This is a genomic window from Candidatus Fermentibacter sp. (assembly GCA_030373045.1).
In the GTDB taxonomy this organism is placed as follows: domain Bacteria; phylum Fermentibacterota; class Fermentibacteria; order Fermentibacterales; family Fermentibacteraceae; genus Fermentibacter.
The window spans coordinates 20,849-36,809 of sequence record JAUCPW010000060.1 but is presented as its reverse complement, the minus strand read 5'-3'; the positions used below and the strand labels follow the sequence as shown (position 1 = coordinate 36,809).

Sequence of the window (15,961 nt, the reverse complement as noted above, 5' to 3'; positions counted from 1 at the left end):
TCTCTATGGTCGAGGCAGCAGAAAGGAGACCCGGAATGGACGGCTTCATGGAATCGGCGATCCCGATTGTCGCGATCCTGCTCAGCATCGGTGGACCCCTCGCGATAGCGGCCCTCGTGATCCACTTCTCGCACAGGAAGGATATGGCCCTCCAGGAGATGGTCGCAAGTGCGGTGGCATCCGGGAAGGGTCCCGAGGAGATCAGGGAGATCGTGGGGATCATCAACCCGAAACAGCCGAGGAACAGACTCTGGACCGTGAAGGCCGGGGTCTTCCTGATCGGCATCGCGGCTGCGATGGCCTTCACGGCGCTGGTGCTGGGTCAGACCGGCATGCTCGAACCCGGAGCCTATCTGTTCTTCGGCGGTATCGCCCTCGTGGTGATCTGGCGCGTTACCGCAAGGAAGGGCGACGGGAGTTGAGAGATGCGGACGGAGTCGCGGATGTGGTGGATCGCGCGAAGGCCGGCGACAGGCAGGCATTCGACTCACTCGTCCGCGACTTCGCCGGATTCGTCCATGCGCTCGCCAGGAGGACCGTCGGCGATCCTGACGAGGCCTGCGACATCGCGCAGGAGGTCTTCGTGAAGGCCTGGCTGAACCTGGGCCTCCTGAGGGAGAGCGGCAGGTTTCCCTCCTGGCTGGCCTCGATCACGCGGAGGGCCGCGATCGACCACCTGAGGAAGAGGATCCCCGGCCAGGTCCTGGAAGGCGAGGACATCGAGGGGTACGGAGCCGAGGACAGGCGGCCCGATCCCGGGTCCGGCCTCCTGGAGACAGCCTTGTCGAGGCTCCCCGAGAGGGACAGGTCCCTCCTGACCCTCGTCTATTTCCACGAGATGACGCATGCCGAGGCGGGCGATGTCCTCGGAATCCCCGGTAAGAACGTCAGGGTGTATCTTCTGCGCGCCAGGCGCAGGCTGAGAGAGATCCTGGAAGGGAGGGAGAATGAGCTCGTGCAGCAGATCTGCTGAAGCCGTCGAGTACCTGCTCGGGCTGCTCGATCCCCCCATGGCCGCGTCGTTCCTCGAGCACTGCGCCGGGTGTCCGGAATGCACGAAGGCGCTCGAGGCCGAGAAGCTGATCGAACAGGGCCTCGCAGGCTCCTACGGGATCCCCGACGGCCTCCTCGATCGGATCGACGCCTCCATCGACCTGCTCGACAAGCCCTCCGGGCGCTTCACGATCCTGAGGGCCGTGGCAGCCTCGGGAGCCGCCGCGGCGGTGCTGTTCGGAGCCTGGAGGCTTCTCGCGTCGTCGGGCAGGAGCCTGCTCGCAGGCGACGGGTTCCACCAGGTGGCGCAGGCCGCTGCGAGGGCGATGGAACCCGGTTCGGTATGGATAGCAGCCATAGCCTTCGGCATCCTCCTGACCACGGTTACGATGGTGTTCCTCGCCTCCCGGTACGGGAGATGACCGCAGACGGCAGGAGTTCTCCGGGAGGAGCGGCGCATGGACAACGCGACCCTGGCCGGCAAGTTCGCGAGCATCCTGAGGCTTGAAACCGGACCCGTGGCGGTGAAGCTCCACGCATCACGCGAGGACCTCCCCCGCAGGCCCCTGCCTTTCCCGGTCAACATCTGCCAGCTCATATCGATGGCCAGGCACCAGGGCAGGCAGGCGTCGGGCGTGCCCGAGCGGATGGTCTGCGCCATCGGGGCGGCATGCCTCGGCCTGGTCGAGACGCCTCCGGCGTTCAGGGACGGCTCCGCAGCCGTGGGCAGGTACGTCGCATCGCGGGAGGCCGGCGAGGCCTTCTTCAGGAACACCTTCAAGCTCGGCGACTCCGGGGCCCGCTATCAGGCCGTCTCGGTCGCGCCGCTCGCAGGGTATCCCGATGGCGATCCCGTGCCCGACGCCGTGCTGTTCTACTGCAATCCGGCCCAGGTGATGCGCTTCGTGCATGCCGCGCTCTACCGGACCGGGGAGAGGGTCGCCGCGGACACCGTTGCCGAAGCCGCGGCGTGCTCGGCCATAGGATTCGTGTCCGGCACCGGCAGACCCGTGATCGGCTTCCCCTGCGCGGGTGACAGGAGGTTCGGCGGTACGCAGAACCACGAACTCGTGTTCGCCTGTCCGCACCCGATGCTCGAGGGAATGGCCGGCGCCCTTGCCGAGCTCTCGAAGGCCGGCCCGCTCTATCCAGTCCCGCCGAACGTCATGTGGACGCCGCAGATGCCCCCCGCCTACACCCTCGAGCAGGGAGATCCGGGATGCTCGAACTAGCAGGGCTCCGGGAACTCGTGGCGGAGGAGCGGGAGCACTTCGGCATGCTCGCCTCTCTCCGCGCGGAAGGCGGCTAGCGGCCGGGCCCCGAGAGCGCTGCCGAGATCTCGCCCACGTACATCCTGTGGAAGTCCGAGTGCGGGTACAGGCTCAGCGGGGCATCGTCCAGGAAGCCTTCCGCCGACAGGTCGTGCGTGTATATCGTCCGGGCAGCCAGGACCAGGGACGCCTGCCTGAAGGAGACGCATCCCGGCACCGGTTCGAAGGGCTCGAGCCCGGTCATGGCGGCCTTGTCGACATCGCGGCCGGAATGGCTCCCGCAGTACTCCAGCGCGGCCCGGTGCTCCTCCCCGAAGAACGACACAGTGAACAGGCGCGACCCGTCCATGAAACGGCGCGTGTGCCTCTGCGGCCTCACGAACACGAAGCAGACGTCCCTGTTCCAGAGGTGCCCCAGCCCGCCCCAGCTCGCCGTCATGGTGTTCCATGACCCGGGGGCGCCTCCGGTCACCAGCATCCAGCCCCTGCCTATCCCGTCGAAGGGATCCATGACGACCCCGCCTGCAGGCAGGGCCGAGAATCCGGCATCCCCGGCACTCATCATCGCATGTCCTCCCCCGCGATGCTCTCGATCCTCGCTACATAGGCGCCGATGTCGTACTTCGCCTCCAGGCTCCGGCGCGTCATGGACCTGACGGAACCGAAGACCCTGCGCCCGGGCCACGGCCTGTCGTGGAGCCCGAAGCACCAGCCGATGCCCGCCATGCTGTTCTGATCCCTCCCGTCCAGCGCGTATCTGTCGTTGAGCAGGGTGGCCCTGCGGAAGGCCTCTTCCGGAGAGGGCGTCCACGCCAGGATCATCTTGCCCCAGTACATCCTCATGTATCCGTGCATGGTGCCGGTCGTGACGAGCTCCTTCTGGGCGGCGTTCCATGCATCGTCGTGGGTGCGGGCGCCATCCATCTCCTCCAGGGTGTACGTGTACTCCCTCGGATCCCCGGTATGCTCCCCGAGCGTCCTCCTGGCCCATTCCGGAATGGCGCCCCACGAGCCGGGGGCGGGCGACCTCGCGCAGAAGTTGACCGCGAGTTCCCGGCGCACGAGGAGCTGCTCCAGGAAGGCTCCGGCTCCCGGGCTGCCGGTATTCCTGATCTCGAGGGCCGCCTCGACGGGGGATATCTGGCCGAAGTGCAGGTAGGGCGAGAGCCCCGAGACGCAGTTCCTCGCCGGATCGCGCGAAGAGGACCCGTACTCGTCGAGGTCCTCGTCGATGAAGCGCCCGAGCGCCGTCCGGGCTGCGGCGGAACCGGGCCTGATCCTCCCCGCCGGGCCGGCTCCGGGATGCCCGGGGAGCAGGGCCAGCGCCTCGAGCGGGCTCATCGCCGGCATGTCGGGCAGGAAGCCCGGGATGGCGACCCCGAGCCTCGGCGGAGGTTCGAGCATGCCCTCCAGGAGGGGCTCCATCCTCCTCCGGACCACGGCCGCCGACCACGCCATGCGGTCGTGGAGCATGCCGGGTGGCACGGCCGTATCGGTCTCCACCACGTAGAGCGGACAGGGGCACCTCGCCGCCGCCTCCGCCCTCCACCGCCTCTGGACGGGGGTGTGCCCGCCGTCGGTGACGGCGAGGGCGGCCCTTCCGCATGCCTCGACCAGCTCCTCCACGGGATCGCCGATCCGCACCAGGAGCCTGATGCCCCTGGCGGCAAGATCGCCCGCCGTCTCCTCGAGACCCTCCAGCATGAACCGGTAGTGCGAGGGTCCCGCCCCCGGGTACGACGGGTCGACGCAGAAGAGGACGAAGGCCGGCAGACCCATGTCCCACGCCCTCGCCAGCGCGTACTCCAGGGCGTGGTTGCAGGCCTCCCGACGGGCCTGCTGCATCCAGTACACGATCCAGGAGGCCCCGCGCGCGGAGGGAGTGCAGGAAGCCTGCCGGACCCTCTCCTCCATCATCGCGGAGGGGCCTCCCCGCGGGCCGGATCCTCCGTGCCGGCGAGGGCCGGGGGGTACGGGTCGAAGATGATCTGGTCATCGAGACAGGCGGTGCCGAACCTGACGGTCCATGATCTGATCAGGGAGCCCGGTATCCCCATGGCGGTCCTCCCTGCCCCGAAGTCCTCGAGGCTGTCGAGGAACAGGGCCTTCTCGGCGGAGGACAGGTCCCGCTTGAAGTAGCCGAAGGCGTGCATGAGAGCGTCGACGGCCGGATCCGTGCGGAGGGGCCGCGCAAGGGCCCGGACGAGGGATGCCCCATAGGCGGATACCGACCCGGGACCCCCGTCTGCTACGAGCCTGCCCATCCTCCTTCCCTCTTCGCGGCTGTACGCCGAGAGAAGCAGCGTGGCGGAGGCGTGGAAGGATACGAGCGGACCCAGCGAGCGCCTTTCGGAGCACTCGCTTTCTGCTGACCGGAACCTGGCCAGGGTGAACAGCGACGTCATGAAGTGCTCGCGGAGCCTCGGGTTCGACAGCCTGCCCTCGTGGATGACGGGCCTGCCGCCCATGGCCTCCAGCACGGCTCTTCCGAACATCCCCGGCCCCGTGCCGTCTCGTGCCGGGCCGTCGGCGCCGGAGAAGACCCTGACATCGGAGATGCCGCAGGAGGGCGACCTGGACTTGAGCACCGCCCCGTCCAGGCTTCCGGGGTCCGACAGGACCCGCCAGCAGAACGCCGACATGGCGGCAGTGAGGTCCCTGCCGGTGGACGGCTGCACTAGAAGCGCCCCGCCCGATCCGTCCGAGACCAGACGAATCGGCGGTCTCGTGACCCCGAGCCCGATCCCCGCCTCGGGGCAGGCCGTTCGGACCTCGCAGAACGGCATGAGCCTCAGGACGAAGGGGTCCTCCGCAGATGAGCCGTCGTACCTGCATCGCGCGCCTGCGAGGCATTCGCTCACGAGCAGCACGGGCTTCATGTGGGGTCTCATGCGGCCTCCTGCGGGAGGCGGGATGGTCCCGGCGCCCCTGTCAGATCTCTATCTCCACTATCGCCGCCCAGGCGTGATACGACGTGAAGTCGTCGTCTCCGTCGTTCCCGTAGGCGACGAGGGCGCGGCATGGCTCGCCGGGGACGAGGACCCTGTCGTTCACGTCGCCCGAATCCAGCGGCATCCTGAAGACGATGGTAGTCCTGCCGTCCTCCTCCGTGCCCGACACCGGCACGAGGTCGTCGGAGCCTCCGAGGGAGGTGTCCGGGGCATGGGTCGTGAAGCCCGTGCCGAAGTCGTCGCGCAGGGCGAACGCATCGCCGTCCACCCAGCCCATGACTATCTGGGCGTTCTGCATGGCGCCCTCGGTGTGGAACCCGGCGGCCACCCATCCCGTCGTCGGTGCGCTCATGGTCACCACAGCCTCCGCGCCCTCGACGGTCCAGGACAGGAGGAACCCCTCCCGCTGCACCGAACGGGCTCCTCCGGCGGAGTCGGGCGGGGGTGGCGCGGCATCGCCCGCGGGGGCGGCGTCATCGCCGGTCGAACAGGATGACTGGCCCAGGATCAGGCACGAAAGGATCAAGAGGAGCGATCCACGCATGGTCGAGCTCCTTCCGGGTTTTCACGGAACCACCGATTCTGTAAGATAGCAGCCGTGGCGGGTTCGCGCACCGGGCGGACCCGGAGGCCGGCGCATGCGCCACCGAACGGGTGCCAAAGCGGAGGTACGATGGAACTCAGCACCAGGCCGCTGACCGGGATGAGGCAGCTCTATCCCTCCGAGATGGCCGTCGAGGCCTACATCGTCTCGATGGTGAGGAAGGCGGCCTGCTCCTACGGATTCGAGGAGTACGACGGCCCGACGATCGAACCCGTCGAGCTCTTCCTCGCCAAGTCCGGGGGCGGGCTGATCTCGGAGCAGGGGTACTCCTTCGAGGACCGCGGCGGGAGGAGGGTGGTGCTCCGCCCGGAGATGACTCCCAGCCTCGCCAGGATGATAGCATCGGCCCCCGAGGTCCCCAGCCCGGTCCGCTGGATGTCCTTCCCGCTGTGCTTCAGGTACGAGCGCCCTCAGCGCGGCAGGGTCAGGGAGTTCAGGCAGTTCAACCTGGACATCCTCGGCGAGACGGGCTCCATGGGCGACCTCGAGGTCATGCTGGTCCTGGACAGGATCATGAAGAACCTCGGTGCCCTCCCCGGAACCTACCGGATCGGGTACTCGGGGCGCGGCCTCGCAACGGATGTCCTCCGTGCCGTTGGGATCGCTCCGGAAGAGATCCAGAGCGCCCTCGGAGCGGTGGACAGGATCGGCAAGATGCAGAGGCCCGAGTGGCTCGCCTATGCCGCAGGAATCCTCGGAAGCGACGAGAAGGCGTCGGTCCTCGAGAAGTTCGCCTCGGTGAGGTCCCTGGATGACGAGTGGCTGGCCGGCGCTGCATCGGGATCCGGGAGCTACGCCCGCATGAAGGAGTTCGCCGGGCTGCTCGAAGCCGCCGGGCTTGCCTCCGCCTCGTTCGACGCATCCGTGGTCAGGGGGCTGGACTACTACACCGGCACGGTCTTCGAGCTCTCGGACACCGGGAGCGGGAACAGGCGGGCCATCTGCGGCGGCGGCAGGTACGACGATCTCGTGGGCCTGTTCGGCGGGAAGCCGGTGACGGGAGTGGGCTTCGGCCTGGGCCTCCTGACACTGAAGCTGTTCCTGGAGACGTACGGGCTCCTGCCCGCCGATCCCGGGGAATGCTGCAGGCCGCAGGTATTCGTGGCGGTCTACTCCGCCTCCGAGGCGCCGGCCGCCCTGGCGTGGGCCGAGAGCCTCAGGGCGCACGGCGTCAGGACAGTCATGGAGATAGAAGGCAGGAGCATCTCGAGGCAGTTCAGGGCCGCGGGGAAGGCGGGGGCCAGGCTGGTGGTCGTCGCCGGACCGGAGGAGGTCGCTTCGGGAGAAGCTCTCGTCAAGGACATGGCGTCGGGGACCGAGCATCGCGTCCGGTCCGGTTCGCTGACAAGCTGGATCCTCGGCATGCTGGCCTCCGGCTGAGCATGGGCATCCCGAGGGTTCCGGGGCTCCCTGCCGCCCTGCTGACGGCGGTATTCGCAGCGCTGTCCGGAGCACTCGGTACCGCCTCCCCGGATCCCGCCGGGATCGGGGCCTCTCTCGCCGCGGCCCTCCTGTATTTCCAGACCCTCGCGACTCCCGCACGGAGGAGCCTCGGTGCAAGACTGGCCATCGCAGCCGTCCTGCTGGCCGCATCCTCGGGCTTCTCCCTGCTGGGAGCGCGGATTCCCGCCGGTGTCCTGACCGGGCTGTCCATCGCCTCGTCCGTTCTCTTCCTGGTCTATGCCAGATCCCTTTCGATGACCGACAGCCCCCGCTTCGCAGGAGCGGTCTCCGTGATCCTGATCGGGCTCCTGATCCTGGACGGGATCCTGCTCTCGGTGCTCCCCTCCGGTGAGGCGGCCGCAGGAGGCTCGGGAGAGAACGGATCCTTCGCAGGCACAGGCCCGGTGGTGTTCCTCGCCGCTGCCGCCGCTCTGCTCGCCGGATTCAGATCGGGATGGATCCACTACCTCGATTCGAGGGGCAGATGGATCGCCATGGCCGTCGCCATAGCCCTTGCCGCGGCCTCTGCGGCAGCGGCGGACTCGGCGGACCGGGCCGGAGCCTCCCGGGCGGTCTCCGGGCTGTCGACGGCTCTTTCCGTCGCGGGTTCGGGGATATCGGGGGCTGCCGCCTTCGCGATCCTCCTCTCGCTCCCCTCCGCGGGTGCGATGGAGCGCCTCAGGAGGGGGCTCAGGTCGGTGCAGGAGCTCGGCGACCTCATCCTTTCCGGAGCAGGGGCGGAGGCTGTCTGCGAGAGCGTTGCGAGGCTCGCCTGCGGCCTGCCGGGAGTCGACGCGGCGTGGGTCGAGCTGCTCGATCCGGACGGCTCGTCGAGCATCGTGAAGGTGAGCGGCACCGATCTGATCGTGGAGGGGCTGCCGGGATGCGGAGTCAGCGGCATGGTGGGCTCCCCGGGCATGCGGGGGACGCAGGTGCTCGCAGGGCTCCCGAAGGGCTCCCCGCTCGCGAGGCTGGGATCGGCCGGGCTCGGAACGAGGTCCCTGCTGGTCACGCCCATCCGCGCCGGAGGGATCGATCTCGGGAGCCTGGTGGCGGTCTCGTCGAGTCCGTTCGCCTTCGTGAGGCAGTCCACCGGCCTGGTCGAGGCGTTCGCAGGGCTCGCCGGCGTCGCCATGCTCAATTCGCGCCTGCTCGCCGAGAACATCGAGAGGGGGAGATACCAGGAGGAGATCGAGATAGCGAGGAGCGTGCAGGACGGGCTGCTCTCCGCCCCCGTCCCCGATCTCTCACCCTTCGGCGCGTCGGTCGTCTGCAGGCCCACCCGGGAGGTGGGGGGCGACTGTTTCGGGATCTCGCGTCTGCAGGACGGCAGGGTCGGGATCTTCGTCGCCGACGTTGCCGGCAAGGGAGCCGGAGCGGCGATCCTGATGTCGGCCGTGCACGCATCGGCGACCACCCTCCTCGAGGAGGGCTACCCGCCGGCCGGGACGTGTTCCGCCCTCAACGGACTCCTCTGCAGGATATGCCCCGAGGACCGCTTCGTGACCTTCTTCTGCGCCGTGCTCGATCCTTCCTCGTGCTCGATCGAGTACTGCAACGCCGGCCACGACCACCCGCTCCTGATCGGGATCTCGTGCGGAGGGGGGACGATCGAGCTCGAAGAAGGCGGGCTCGTGCTCGGCATCTCGCCCGGAGCCGTCTACGGATCGGCGACGGTGCCGATGGGAGCGGGAGATACGCTCGTCATCTACACCGACGGGCTGTCGGACAGGTTGGAGAGGATCGGGGAGAACCCTCTGGAGTGGATGGCGTCGCTCGTCCGGGATCATCCCGGAGCCTCGCCGGATCAGCTCGTCGAGAGGCTGCTGAGCGGCTCGGAGCCTCCGGACGGCGACATCCCGGACGACGACGTGACCCTGGTCGTCCTGAAGTCGCGGGCGCCGGGCGTGCCCCGCCCGCCCTCGATATTGTAGTATCGGTCCATGGGCGCGAACCCGGAGGTCTGACATGACAGGAACCGTGTTCAAGTGCGGGAAATGCGGCAACATCGTCGAGATGCTCCACCACGGCGGCGGCACGCTTGTCTGCTGCGGCGAGCCGATGACCGCCCTGGTCGAGCAGACCGCCGACTCCTCTGTCGAGAAGCACGTTCCCATCATCGAGAGGGTCGACGGAGGGTACACGGTCAGGGTGGGCAGCGTTCCGCACCCGATGCTCGAGAACCATTTCATCGAGTGGATAGAGCTCGTGGCCGACGGTCGCACGTGCAGGCGTCACCTGGCACCCGGGCTGGCGCCCGAGGCCTTCTTCCCGGGCCCGGTCGCCTCCGGGCTCTCGGCGCGTGAGTACTGCAACATCCACAGCCTCTGGAGGAGTGCGACATGATGGACAGGAAGGTGCTCGACGAGTTCAACGCCCAGATCAACGAGGAGGCCTTCTCGGCCTACCTGTACCTCGCCATGGCGGCCTGGTTCGAGTCCGTGAACCTGCCGGGATTCGCGAAGTGGATGAGGGTCCAGAGCCAGGAGGAGACCGCCCACGCGATGAAGTTCTTCTCCTTCATCGTCGAGAGGGGCGGCAAGGTGGCCCTCAAGGCCATCGCCCAGCCCACCGCGAAATGGAAGACCCCCCTCGAGGCTTTCAAGGCCGCTCTCGCCCACGAGAAGCACATCACAGCGCGCATCGACACGCTCATGGACCTCTCGATCTCGGTCAAGGACCACGCCTCCGCGAGCTTCCTGAAGTGGTTCGTGGACGAGCAGGTCGAGGAGGAGGCGCACGCGGACTCCATAGTACAGAAGCTCGTCCTCGCCGGCGACTCCACCGGCGCCCTCTTCATGCTCGACCGCGAGCTGGGGGCGAGGAGCTGAAGGACACCGGTGCCTGACCGTGCCGGAGGGTCCTGCGGAGGACCGATGGACTGGGACGAATTCGCCGCGACCCGGGCGGAGCTGAACGGGCTCCTGCTCGGGCGCGCCGACAGGACTGCGAAGAGAGTGATTTCGGCCGACGCACAGGCCTGGGGCGACGGAGCTCTCGGCGCCGCGACGAAGGAGATCATAGGCCTCGCGGTGTCTCTCGCCCTCCGGTGCGACGACTGCGTGGCATACCACCTCGGGGGCTGCAGGGACACCGGAGCGAGCGGGGAAGAGGTCATGGAGGCCATGGGCCTGGCCTGCCTCATCGGAGGTACGATCACCATCCCCCATCTCCGGAGGGCCGTCGCCATGTGGAACGGGATGGAGTCGCGGCGCCCTCCCGGGGGCGAGCCCGGAAGGCGGCACGGACTGCATGCCGGCAGGCTCCAGGCGGTCTGCGACCTGCTGCACGCCTCCGATCCGAGGTTCGGCTGGGTCGGTTTCTACCTCGTGGATCCGTCGGAAGAGGGCGTCCTGGTGCTCGGCCCCTTTTCCGGCAAGCCCACGGAACACGTCAGGATCCCGTTCGGAGCCGGGGTGTGCGGGCGCGCCGCGTCGTCGCTCGGAACCATCCTCGTCGACGACGTCTCCGCCGATCCCGGCTACCTGGCCTGCAGCCCGACCGTCGAATCCGAGATCGTGATCCCCGTCTTCCGCGAAGGAAGGCTCGTCGGAGAGCTGGACATCGACTCCGACACGCGGGCGGCCTTCACGGAAGCGGATGCGGCTTTCCTGGAGCGGCTCGCGGGATGCTGCTCGGAATCTGTGTCGGAGGCTGCCTCCGAACTGCGTGGAGGGTCTGATGAGCGGCGTTTATGAAGCGGTGCGCCTTGCCGAGGGATTCTACTGGGTAGGGGCGGTGGACTGGGGCCTGAGGGACTTCCACGGTTATTCGACCCACAGGGGGTCCACCTACAACAGCTATCTCCTCACCACGCCCTCCGGCCGGAACGTCGTCTTCGACGCGGTCAAGAAGCCCTTCATGGACGTGATGCTGTCCCGGATAGCCTCCGTCGTCGATCCGGCCTCGATCGAACTGATCGTCTCGAACCATGCGGAGATGGACCACTCGGGCGGCCTGGCAGACCTCGCCCGGGCCGCCGGGGGGGCGCGCATCGTCGCCTCCCGGATGGGCGTGAAGAACCTCTCCATGCAGCTCGGCGGCCTCGACGGGCTCTCCGCCGTCAGCGACGGCGAAACCGTGGAGGTCGGGGGGGAGAACATCTCCTTCATCGAGACCAGGATGCTCCACTGGCCCGACAGCATGTTCAGCTACCTGCCATCGCGGAGGATACTCGTCAGCCAGGACGCATTCGGCATGCATCTCGCCACCCCGGAGACCGCCGCGCACCGGATCGATGCAGCCATCCTCAGGGAGGAGGCCGGGAGGTACTATGCGAACATCCTCATGCCGTACTCCCAGCTCGTGACGAAGCTGCTCGGGAAGGTGTCGGCGATGAACCTCGGCATCGACATCATCGCGCCGGACCATGGCCCTGCGTGGTTCGCGGGGACGGAATCCGGCCCGGGCCTCATCACGGGGCTCTACGCCCGCTGGGCGGCGCAGGAACCGACCCTAAGGGCCGTCGTGGCCTACGACACCATGTGGGGTTCCACCGAGATCATGGCCCGGGCGATCGCGGAAGGGCTCCGGGAAGGCGGCGCCGACCCGGTCGTGCACCCCCTCCACGGCAGCCACAGGAGCGATGTCGCCGCCGATCTCCTCGAGGCGGGCGCCCTGCTCCTCGGCACCCCCACGCTCAACGCCTCGATGTTCCCCACCGTGGCCGACCTCGTCACGTATCTCGGGGGGCTCAGGAGGATGAACCTGGTCGGGGCGGCCTTCGGCTCCCACGGGTGGGGCGGGGAGGGAGTCCGCCGCCTCTCCGCGGCGATGACGGAAATGCAGGTAGAACTTCTGCATCCCGGGCTGGCTTGTCAGTTCAGGCCCGGCGGTGATGTGCTCTCCTCGTGCAGGGCGCTCGGAGTAGAGACAGCCGGGAGGCTCCGGCGGGAGGTCGGCTGACCGGGCCGGCCGGGTCCGGGTCCATGAAGCCGGGCACCCTCGAGAAGGCAGGATTCGCGGTCATCGGCGCCGCCCTGGCCGCCGGGCTGGTGCTCGACGCCTTCCTGCCCGCGGCAGGCGCGGCTGCTGCGGCCCTCGTCCTCGTCATGGTGGTCGGATCCTCGTTCAGGACCATGCTCGCCGCTCTCCTCCTCCAGATCCTCGTCACCGCCAGCCAGCTCGATGCCGTCAAGGCCGCCCTGGGCATACCGGTGCTGGGCCCCGACGACATCCTGCTGCTCTGGTCGGGGTTCCTGTGGGCCCTGGCCCTGGCCGAAGGAAGGGCCTCGCTCGCCGGGGCGGGTCTCGTAGGCGCCTTCATAGCAGCCTTCCTGGCGCTCTCGCTCTTCGCGGCCGCCAGGGGGTTCGCCGCCGGCTATCCCCGGAGCAACGTGATCTCGCTCACCAGGACGTTCATGCTCTATTCCTCCTTTTTCCCCGCGCTCTGGCTCTTCTCGGGAGAGGACAGGTTCGATGCATTCTGGAAGGCTGTCCTGGCGGTATCCGTGGTCGCAGGGATCGTCTTCTTCATCAAGGGCTTGACCGGTTCGGGCGAGGGCGTGCACTACCTCTATGCGAGCGGTCTGCGGATAGGGTCGAGGCAGGCCAACGCGTTCGCGGTCATCCTGCTCATCCTGCTGACGAGGCTCTGGCTGAGCCCCTCCAGGCCTCCGCTCTCCCTGGCCCTGCCCGTCGCGGTGCTGATGGGGGCCTGCCTCGTCATCTCCTCGACCCGGGCGCTCTGGGGCGGCACAGCGGCAGCCGTCACGTCCGCATGGGTCCTGGCGCTCTTCAGGAAGGGTGGAGTCCCCGGAGGGATGGGGAGGCACGTCACCCTCCTGACCGTGTCGGCCCTCACCGCGCTTGCCGCCGTCGCCGCGGTCTCGGCCGCCGGCATCATCTCCACCTCCCAGATGGCCAGCAGGATCGGAGGAGGCGGATCCTACTCCCTCCCGATCGACATCGGCCTTCTGTCGAGGATCATCTCGTGGGCCACCATCCTCGACGGGGCGGGGCCGGCGGAGCTCCTGGCGGGCAGGGGCACCGGAGCCGAGATCACATACTTCAAGCCCGAGTTCGGCGAGGTCTGGACGATGTCCTTCGTGGACGGATCGTTCTGGCAGCTCGTCCTCGACATGGGGATCGCCGGGGCTGCCCTGCTCGCCCTGATCTACGGGACCGCACTGGTCCAGTCGGCGCGGCTCTTCCTGTCCACTCCGGACATCGAACGGGCCGCGAGGGCGATGGGCATCTTCTGTTCGCTGATACTCCTCCTCGTGGCGTCCATGATGGGATCCCTCCTGACCAACTACAACTATGTCGCACTCTGGGCCGTCCTCCTCGCCATCCTCCAGGTCGAGAGGAACAGGGAGGCGGGCACCCGGGCCGGGGTCCCGCGGAACCGGCCTGTTGGCCCCGGGGATTCCCCGTCCTTATGATCGCGGATCGACGCCCCTTGCGCGGGAATCGGATCCGCAAACCACCAGTGGAGGCCAGGAGTGAAGATCCTCGTCATCAACAGCGGCAGTTCCTCGATCAAGTTCCGCCTCGTGGAGAGCACTTCGGGAGAGACGCTGGCAGGCGGTCTGCTCGAAAGGATAGGGCTGGCCGAGGGCAGGATGGAGTACCGCAGGGGCTCGGATGAGAAGATCAGGACCGATCTCCCCATCCCCAACCACCAGTTCGGGCTGTCCCTGGTCCTGCGCAACCTCACCGACCCTGCGCACGGCGCACTCGGCTCACTCACCGAGATCGAGGCGGTCGGCCACAGGGTGGTCCACGGCGGCGAGCGCTTCACACAGGCCGTACTGATCACCCCCGAAGTGATCTCCGAGATCGAGGAGAACAGCTTCATGGCCCCCCTCCACAACCCCGCCAACCTGCTGGGCATCAGGGCCGCGATCGAGATGCTCGAAGGGGTGCCCAACGTGGCGGTGTTCGACACATCCTTCCATCAGACGATGCCGCCGGTAGCCTACGTCTATCCCCTGACCTGGGACCTCTACAAGGACAAGGGCTTCCGCAGGTACGGATTCCACGGCACCAGCCACCAGTACGTGGCCGAGCGCACTGCGGCCATCCTGGGGAAGCCGGTGTCAGGGCTGAACATCATCGTCTGCCACCTCGGCAACGGCAGCAGCATCACCGCGGTCAGGGGCGGCAGGAGCATCGACACGAGCCTCGGCTTCGGCACGATGTGCGGCGTGATGATGGGAACCAGGTCGGGCGACGTCGATCCGGCGATCCTCCTGGAGCTCATGGAGAGCCACGGGATGTCGGCGTCCGAGGTCAAGGACCTCGTCTACAAGAAGAGCGGACTCCTGGGGATCTCCGGCGTGTCGAGCGACATGAGGGACGTCGAGCAGGCGGCCGATGCCGGCAACGAACGGGCGAAGCTAGCCCTCGACCTCTTCGCCGACAAGGTGAGGAAGTACATCGGCGGCTATGCCGTCACCCTGGGCTCGGTGGACGCCGTCACGTTCACGGCGGGCATAGGCGAGAACGGCTGGGAGATCCGCGAGACGATCTGCGCCGGGCTCGAGGCCATCGGCGCCAGGCTCGACGTCGAGGCCAACAGGTGCCGGGGACAGGAGAGGATCGTCTCCTCGCCCGACAGCCGTGTGAAGCTCCTGGTCGTCCCGACCAACGAGGAGCTCATGATCGCCATCGAGACCGAGAGGATACTCGGGCTGCGCAGCTAGCCGCGCGACGCCTCCCGGCGCCTGGCGCGGACGCGTTCGGCTGTCTGCTCCTCGAGAAGGTGCCTCGCGTGCGACGAAGAGTCGGCCAGCGACGCCATTATCGTGAGCAGGATGCCTATCACCACGAGGAACAGGCCGGCTATGGCCACTCCCTTGTAGGGCGACACCGCGCCGACCGACAGCCATCGCACGAACAGCACGGCCTCGGTGGCGAGGCCCGCGGCCGTCATGCACAGCCCGGGCAGCCCGTAGAAGCGCCAGGGCATGTGGTCGTGGGAAGCGGAATAGATCGCCCCCAGCGACAGGGCCGCATACCTTGCGATGTTGCCCGAGATGCTGCTCCGTCCGTGCTCCCTCGTGGCCCTGACGGGGAGGGGCAGTTCCGCGATCTTCATCCTCTTCCATGCCAGATCGATCAGGGTCTCCTGGGTGTAGGTGAACCTGCTGAAGGAGCTGAGCTGCTCGAGCGCCGACGGGCCGTAGGCCCTGAAGCCGCATGTGGCGTCGTGCACCCGTGCGCCGGTCAGCACGTTCACCATCGAGGCGACCCACCTGTTCCCCGTCCTGCGCACCCAGGGCATCCGGCCGCCTCCCGAGCCCGGCATGAACCGGCTGCACGTCACCATGTCCGCCTCTCCGGCCAGGATGGGCGCCAGGAGACCGCCGATGCCGGAAGGATCGAACTGCCCGTCGCCGTCTATGGTCGCCAGGACGTCGTATCCGCCCTCCCTGGCCTCCGCCAGGGCGGTCCTGAACACTGCGCCCAGACCCCTGTTGCCCGGGTGCCTGCAGACCCTCGCCCCGGCCCCGGCCGCCACACCGGCGGTCGAGTCGGACGATCCGTCATCGACCACGAGGATGTCGACGCAGGAGACTCCCGGGATCCCGCGGGGCACTCCGGATATCACGGCGCCAACGGTCTTCTCTTCGTTGAATGCGGGGATCGCCACCAGAACGCGCATCCGGCCCCCTTAGGCGAGTGCAGGCCAGGCCCCGGCCTCCGGGAAGATCGTCCGGGCGGGCCGCACCGGCAAGCCCGATTCTTGCTGCCGG

The 15,961-nt window shown here is 68.0% G+C and carries 17 protein-coding genes; 12 read left to right on the top strand and 5 right to left on the bottom strand.

Going from position 1 to position 15,961, the window contains the following annotated elements; genetic code table 11:
• The first annotated feature begins 35 nt into the window (after positions 1–35).
• The 4 genes from QUS11_10135 to QUS11_10120 are packed head-to-tail and all read left to right on the top strand — an operon-like array spanning position 36 to position 2,225.
• Complete coding sequence (locus QUS11_10135; protein ID MDM7993656.1) at positions 36–422, top strand: hypothetical protein; 387 nt, start codon at positions 36–38, stop codon at positions 420–422.
• Positions 419–973 (top strand): RNA polymerase sigma factor, encoded by a 555-nt coding sequence (locus QUS11_10130; protein MDM7993655.1) that lies wholly within the window; start codon positions 419–421, stop codon positions 971–973. Before QUS11_10135 ends, QUS11_10130 begins: the two co-directional genes overlap by 4 nt.
• Positions 948–1,415, top strand: coding sequence for a hypothetical protein (locus QUS11_10125; GenBank protein ID MDM7993654.1), 468 nt, complete (start codon positions 948–950; stop codon positions 1,413–1,415). The genes QUS11_10130 and QUS11_10125 overlap by 26 nt, the downstream gene beginning before the upstream one ends.
• A gap of 36 nt (positions 1,416–1,451) precedes the next feature.
• Positions 1,452–2,225 (top strand): DUF169 domain-containing protein, encoded by a 774-nt coding sequence (locus QUS11_10120; protein ID MDM7993653.1) that lies wholly within the window; start codon positions 1,452–1,454, stop codon positions 2,223–2,225.
• A gap of 73 nt (positions 2,226–2,298) precedes the next feature.
• Here QUS11_10120 and QUS11_10115 read toward each other — a convergent pair whose 3' ends face one another.
• Genes QUS11_10115 through QUS11_10100 form a run of 4 tightly spaced genes read right to left on the bottom strand, consistent with a single transcriptional unit; the run spans position 2,299 to position 5,759 of the window.
• On the bottom strand, positions 2,299–2,829 hold the full coding sequence (locus tag QUS11_10115; GenBank protein ID MDM7993652.1) for a flavin reductase: 531 nt from the start codon (positions 2,827–2,829) through the stop codon (positions 2,299–2,301).
• The gene (locus QUS11_10110) at positions 2,826–4,181 is read right to left on the bottom strand and encodes a deoxyribodipyrimidine photo-lyase (protein MDM7993651.1); all 1,356 of its coding nucleotides are present in this window, start codon (positions 4,179–4,181) and stop codon (positions 2,826–2,828) included. Before QUS11_10110 ends, QUS11_10115 begins: the two co-directional genes overlap by 4 nt.
• On the bottom strand, positions 4,178–5,155 hold the full coding sequence (locus QUS11_10105) for a DUF523 and DUF1722 domain-containing protein (protein ID MDM7993650.1): 978 nt from the start codon (positions 5,153–5,155) through the stop codon (positions 4,178–4,180). Before QUS11_10105 ends, QUS11_10110 begins: the two co-directional genes overlap by 4 nt.
• A gap of 40 nt (positions 5,156–5,195) precedes the next feature.
• Positions 5,196–5,759 carry a DOMON domain-containing protein gene (locus tag QUS11_10100; protein MDM7993649.1) on the bottom strand — a complete coding sequence of 188 codons (564 nt, stop codon included), beginning with the start codon at positions 5,757–5,759 and terminating at the stop codon, positions 5,196–5,198.
• A gap of 129 nt (positions 5,760–5,888) precedes the next feature.
• Here QUS11_10100 and hisS point away from each other — a divergent pair, with 129 nt between their 5' ends.
• From hisS to QUS11_10060, 8 genes are read left to right on the top strand one after another with little or no spacing between them, the layout of a single operon-like run.
• A complete protein-coding gene (hisS, locus tag QUS11_10095) occupies positions 5,889–7,199 on the top strand; it encodes a histidine--tRNA ligase (GenBank protein MDM7993648.1) in 1,311 nt (436 codons plus the stop codon).
• 2 nt (positions 7,200–7,201) lie between these two features.
• Positions 7,202–9,196 carry a SpoIIE family protein phosphatase gene (locus QUS11_10090; GenBank protein ID MDM7993647.1) on the top strand — a complete coding sequence of 665 codons (1,995 nt, stop codon included), beginning with the start codon at positions 7,202–7,204 and terminating at the stop codon, positions 9,194–9,196.
• 34 nt (positions 9,197–9,230) lie between these two features.
• Entirely contained in the window at positions 9,231–9,608 is a 378-nt protein-coding gene (locus tag QUS11_10085; protein MDM7993646.1) for a desulfoferrodoxin, read from the top strand.
• On the top strand, positions 9,605–10,093 hold the full coding sequence (locus QUS11_10080; GenBank protein MDM7993645.1) for a ferritin: 489 nt from the start codon (positions 9,605–9,607) through the stop codon (positions 10,091–10,093). Before QUS11_10085 ends, QUS11_10080 begins: the two co-directional genes overlap by 4 nt.
• A gap of 45 nt (positions 10,094–10,138) precedes the next feature.
• Entirely contained in the window at positions 10,139–10,960 is an 822-nt protein-coding gene (locus QUS11_10075; protein MDM7993644.1) for a carboxymuconolactone decarboxylase family protein, read from the top strand.
• Positions 10,944–12,167: an FprA family A-type flavoprotein gene (locus QUS11_10070; protein MDM7993643.1), complete on the top strand. Its 1,224-nt coding sequence runs from the start codon at positions 10,944–10,946 to the stop codon at positions 12,165–12,167. The genes QUS11_10075 and QUS11_10070 overlap by 17 nt, the downstream gene beginning before the upstream one ends.
• A gap of 23 nt (positions 12,168–12,190) precedes the next feature.
• Complete coding sequence (locus QUS11_10065; protein MDM7993642.1) at positions 12,191–13,645, top strand: hypothetical protein; 1,455 nt, start codon at positions 12,191–12,193, stop codon at positions 13,643–13,645.
• A gap of 60 nt (positions 13,646–13,705) precedes the next feature.
• Positions 13,706–14,908: an acetate kinase gene (locus QUS11_10060; protein ID MDM7993641.1), complete on the top strand. Its 1,203-nt coding sequence runs from the start codon at positions 13,706–13,708 to the stop codon at positions 14,906–14,908.
• Here QUS11_10060 and QUS11_10055 read toward each other — a convergent pair.
• Positions 14,905–15,870 (bottom strand): glycosyltransferase family 2 protein, encoded by a 966-nt coding sequence (locus QUS11_10055; protein ID MDM7993640.1) that lies wholly within the window; start codon positions 15,868–15,870, stop codon positions 14,905–14,907. The two genes, QUS11_10060 and QUS11_10055, sit on opposite strands and share 4 nt — an antisense overlap.
• Between the last annotated feature and the right edge of the window lie 91 nt (positions 15,871–15,961).

Excerpts from the sequence above, each read along its gene's own strand:
- QUS11_10135 (MDM7993656.1), top strand. The coding sequence starts at position 36 with ATGGACGGCTTCATGGAATCGGCGATCCCGATTGTCGCGATCCTGCTC.
- QUS11_10125 (MDM7993654.1), top strand. The coding sequence starts at position 948 with ATGAGCTCGTGCAGCAGATCTGCTGAAGCCGTCGAGTACCTGCTCGGG.
- QUS11_10120 (MDM7993653.1), top strand. The coding sequence starts at position 1,452 with ATGGACAACGCGACCCTGGCCGGCAAGTTCGCGAGCATCCTGAGGCTT.
- QUS11_10115 (MDM7993652.1), bottom strand. The coding sequence starts at position 2,829 with ATGATGAGTGCCGGGGATGCCGGATTCTCGGCCCTGCCTGCAGGCGGG.
- QUS11_10110 (MDM7993651.1), bottom strand. The coding sequence starts at position 4,181 with ATGATGGAGGAGAGGGTCCGGCAGGCTTCCTGCACTCCCTCCGCGCGC.
- QUS11_10105 (MDM7993650.1), bottom strand. The coding sequence starts at position 5,155 with ATGAGACCCCACATGAAGCCCGTGCTGCTCGTGAGCGAATGCCTCGCA.
- QUS11_10100 (MDM7993649.1), bottom strand. The coding sequence starts at position 5,759 with ATGCGTGGATCGCTCCTCTTGATCCTTTCGTGCCTGATCCTGGGCCAG.
- hisS (MDM7993648.1), top strand. The coding sequence starts at position 5,889 with ATGGAACTCAGCACCAGGCCGCTGACCGGGATGAGGCAGCTCTATCCC.
- QUS11_10090 (MDM7993647.1), top strand. The coding sequence starts at position 7,202 with ATGGGCATCCCGAGGGTTCCGGGGCTCCCTGCCGCCCTGCTGACGGCG.
- QUS11_10085 (MDM7993646.1), top strand. The coding sequence starts at position 9,231 with ATGACAGGAACCGTGTTCAAGTGCGGGAAATGCGGCAACATCGTCGAG.
- QUS11_10080 (MDM7993645.1), top strand. The coding sequence starts at position 9,605 with ATGATGGACAGGAAGGTGCTCGACGAGTTCAACGCCCAGATCAACGAG.
- QUS11_10075 (MDM7993644.1), top strand. The coding sequence starts at position 10,139 with ATGGACTGGGACGAATTCGCCGCGACCCGGGCGGAGCTGAACGGGCTC.
- QUS11_10070 (MDM7993643.1), top strand. The coding sequence starts at position 10,944 with ATGAGCGGCGTTTATGAAGCGGTGCGCCTTGCCGAGGGATTCTACTGG.
- QUS11_10065 (MDM7993642.1), top strand. The coding sequence starts at position 12,191 with ATGAAGCCGGGCACCCTCGAGAAGGCAGGATTCGCGGTCATCGGCGCC.
- QUS11_10055 (MDM7993640.1), bottom strand. The coding sequence starts at position 15,870 with ATGCGCGTTCTGGTGGCGATCCCCGCATTCAACGAAGAGAAGACCGTT.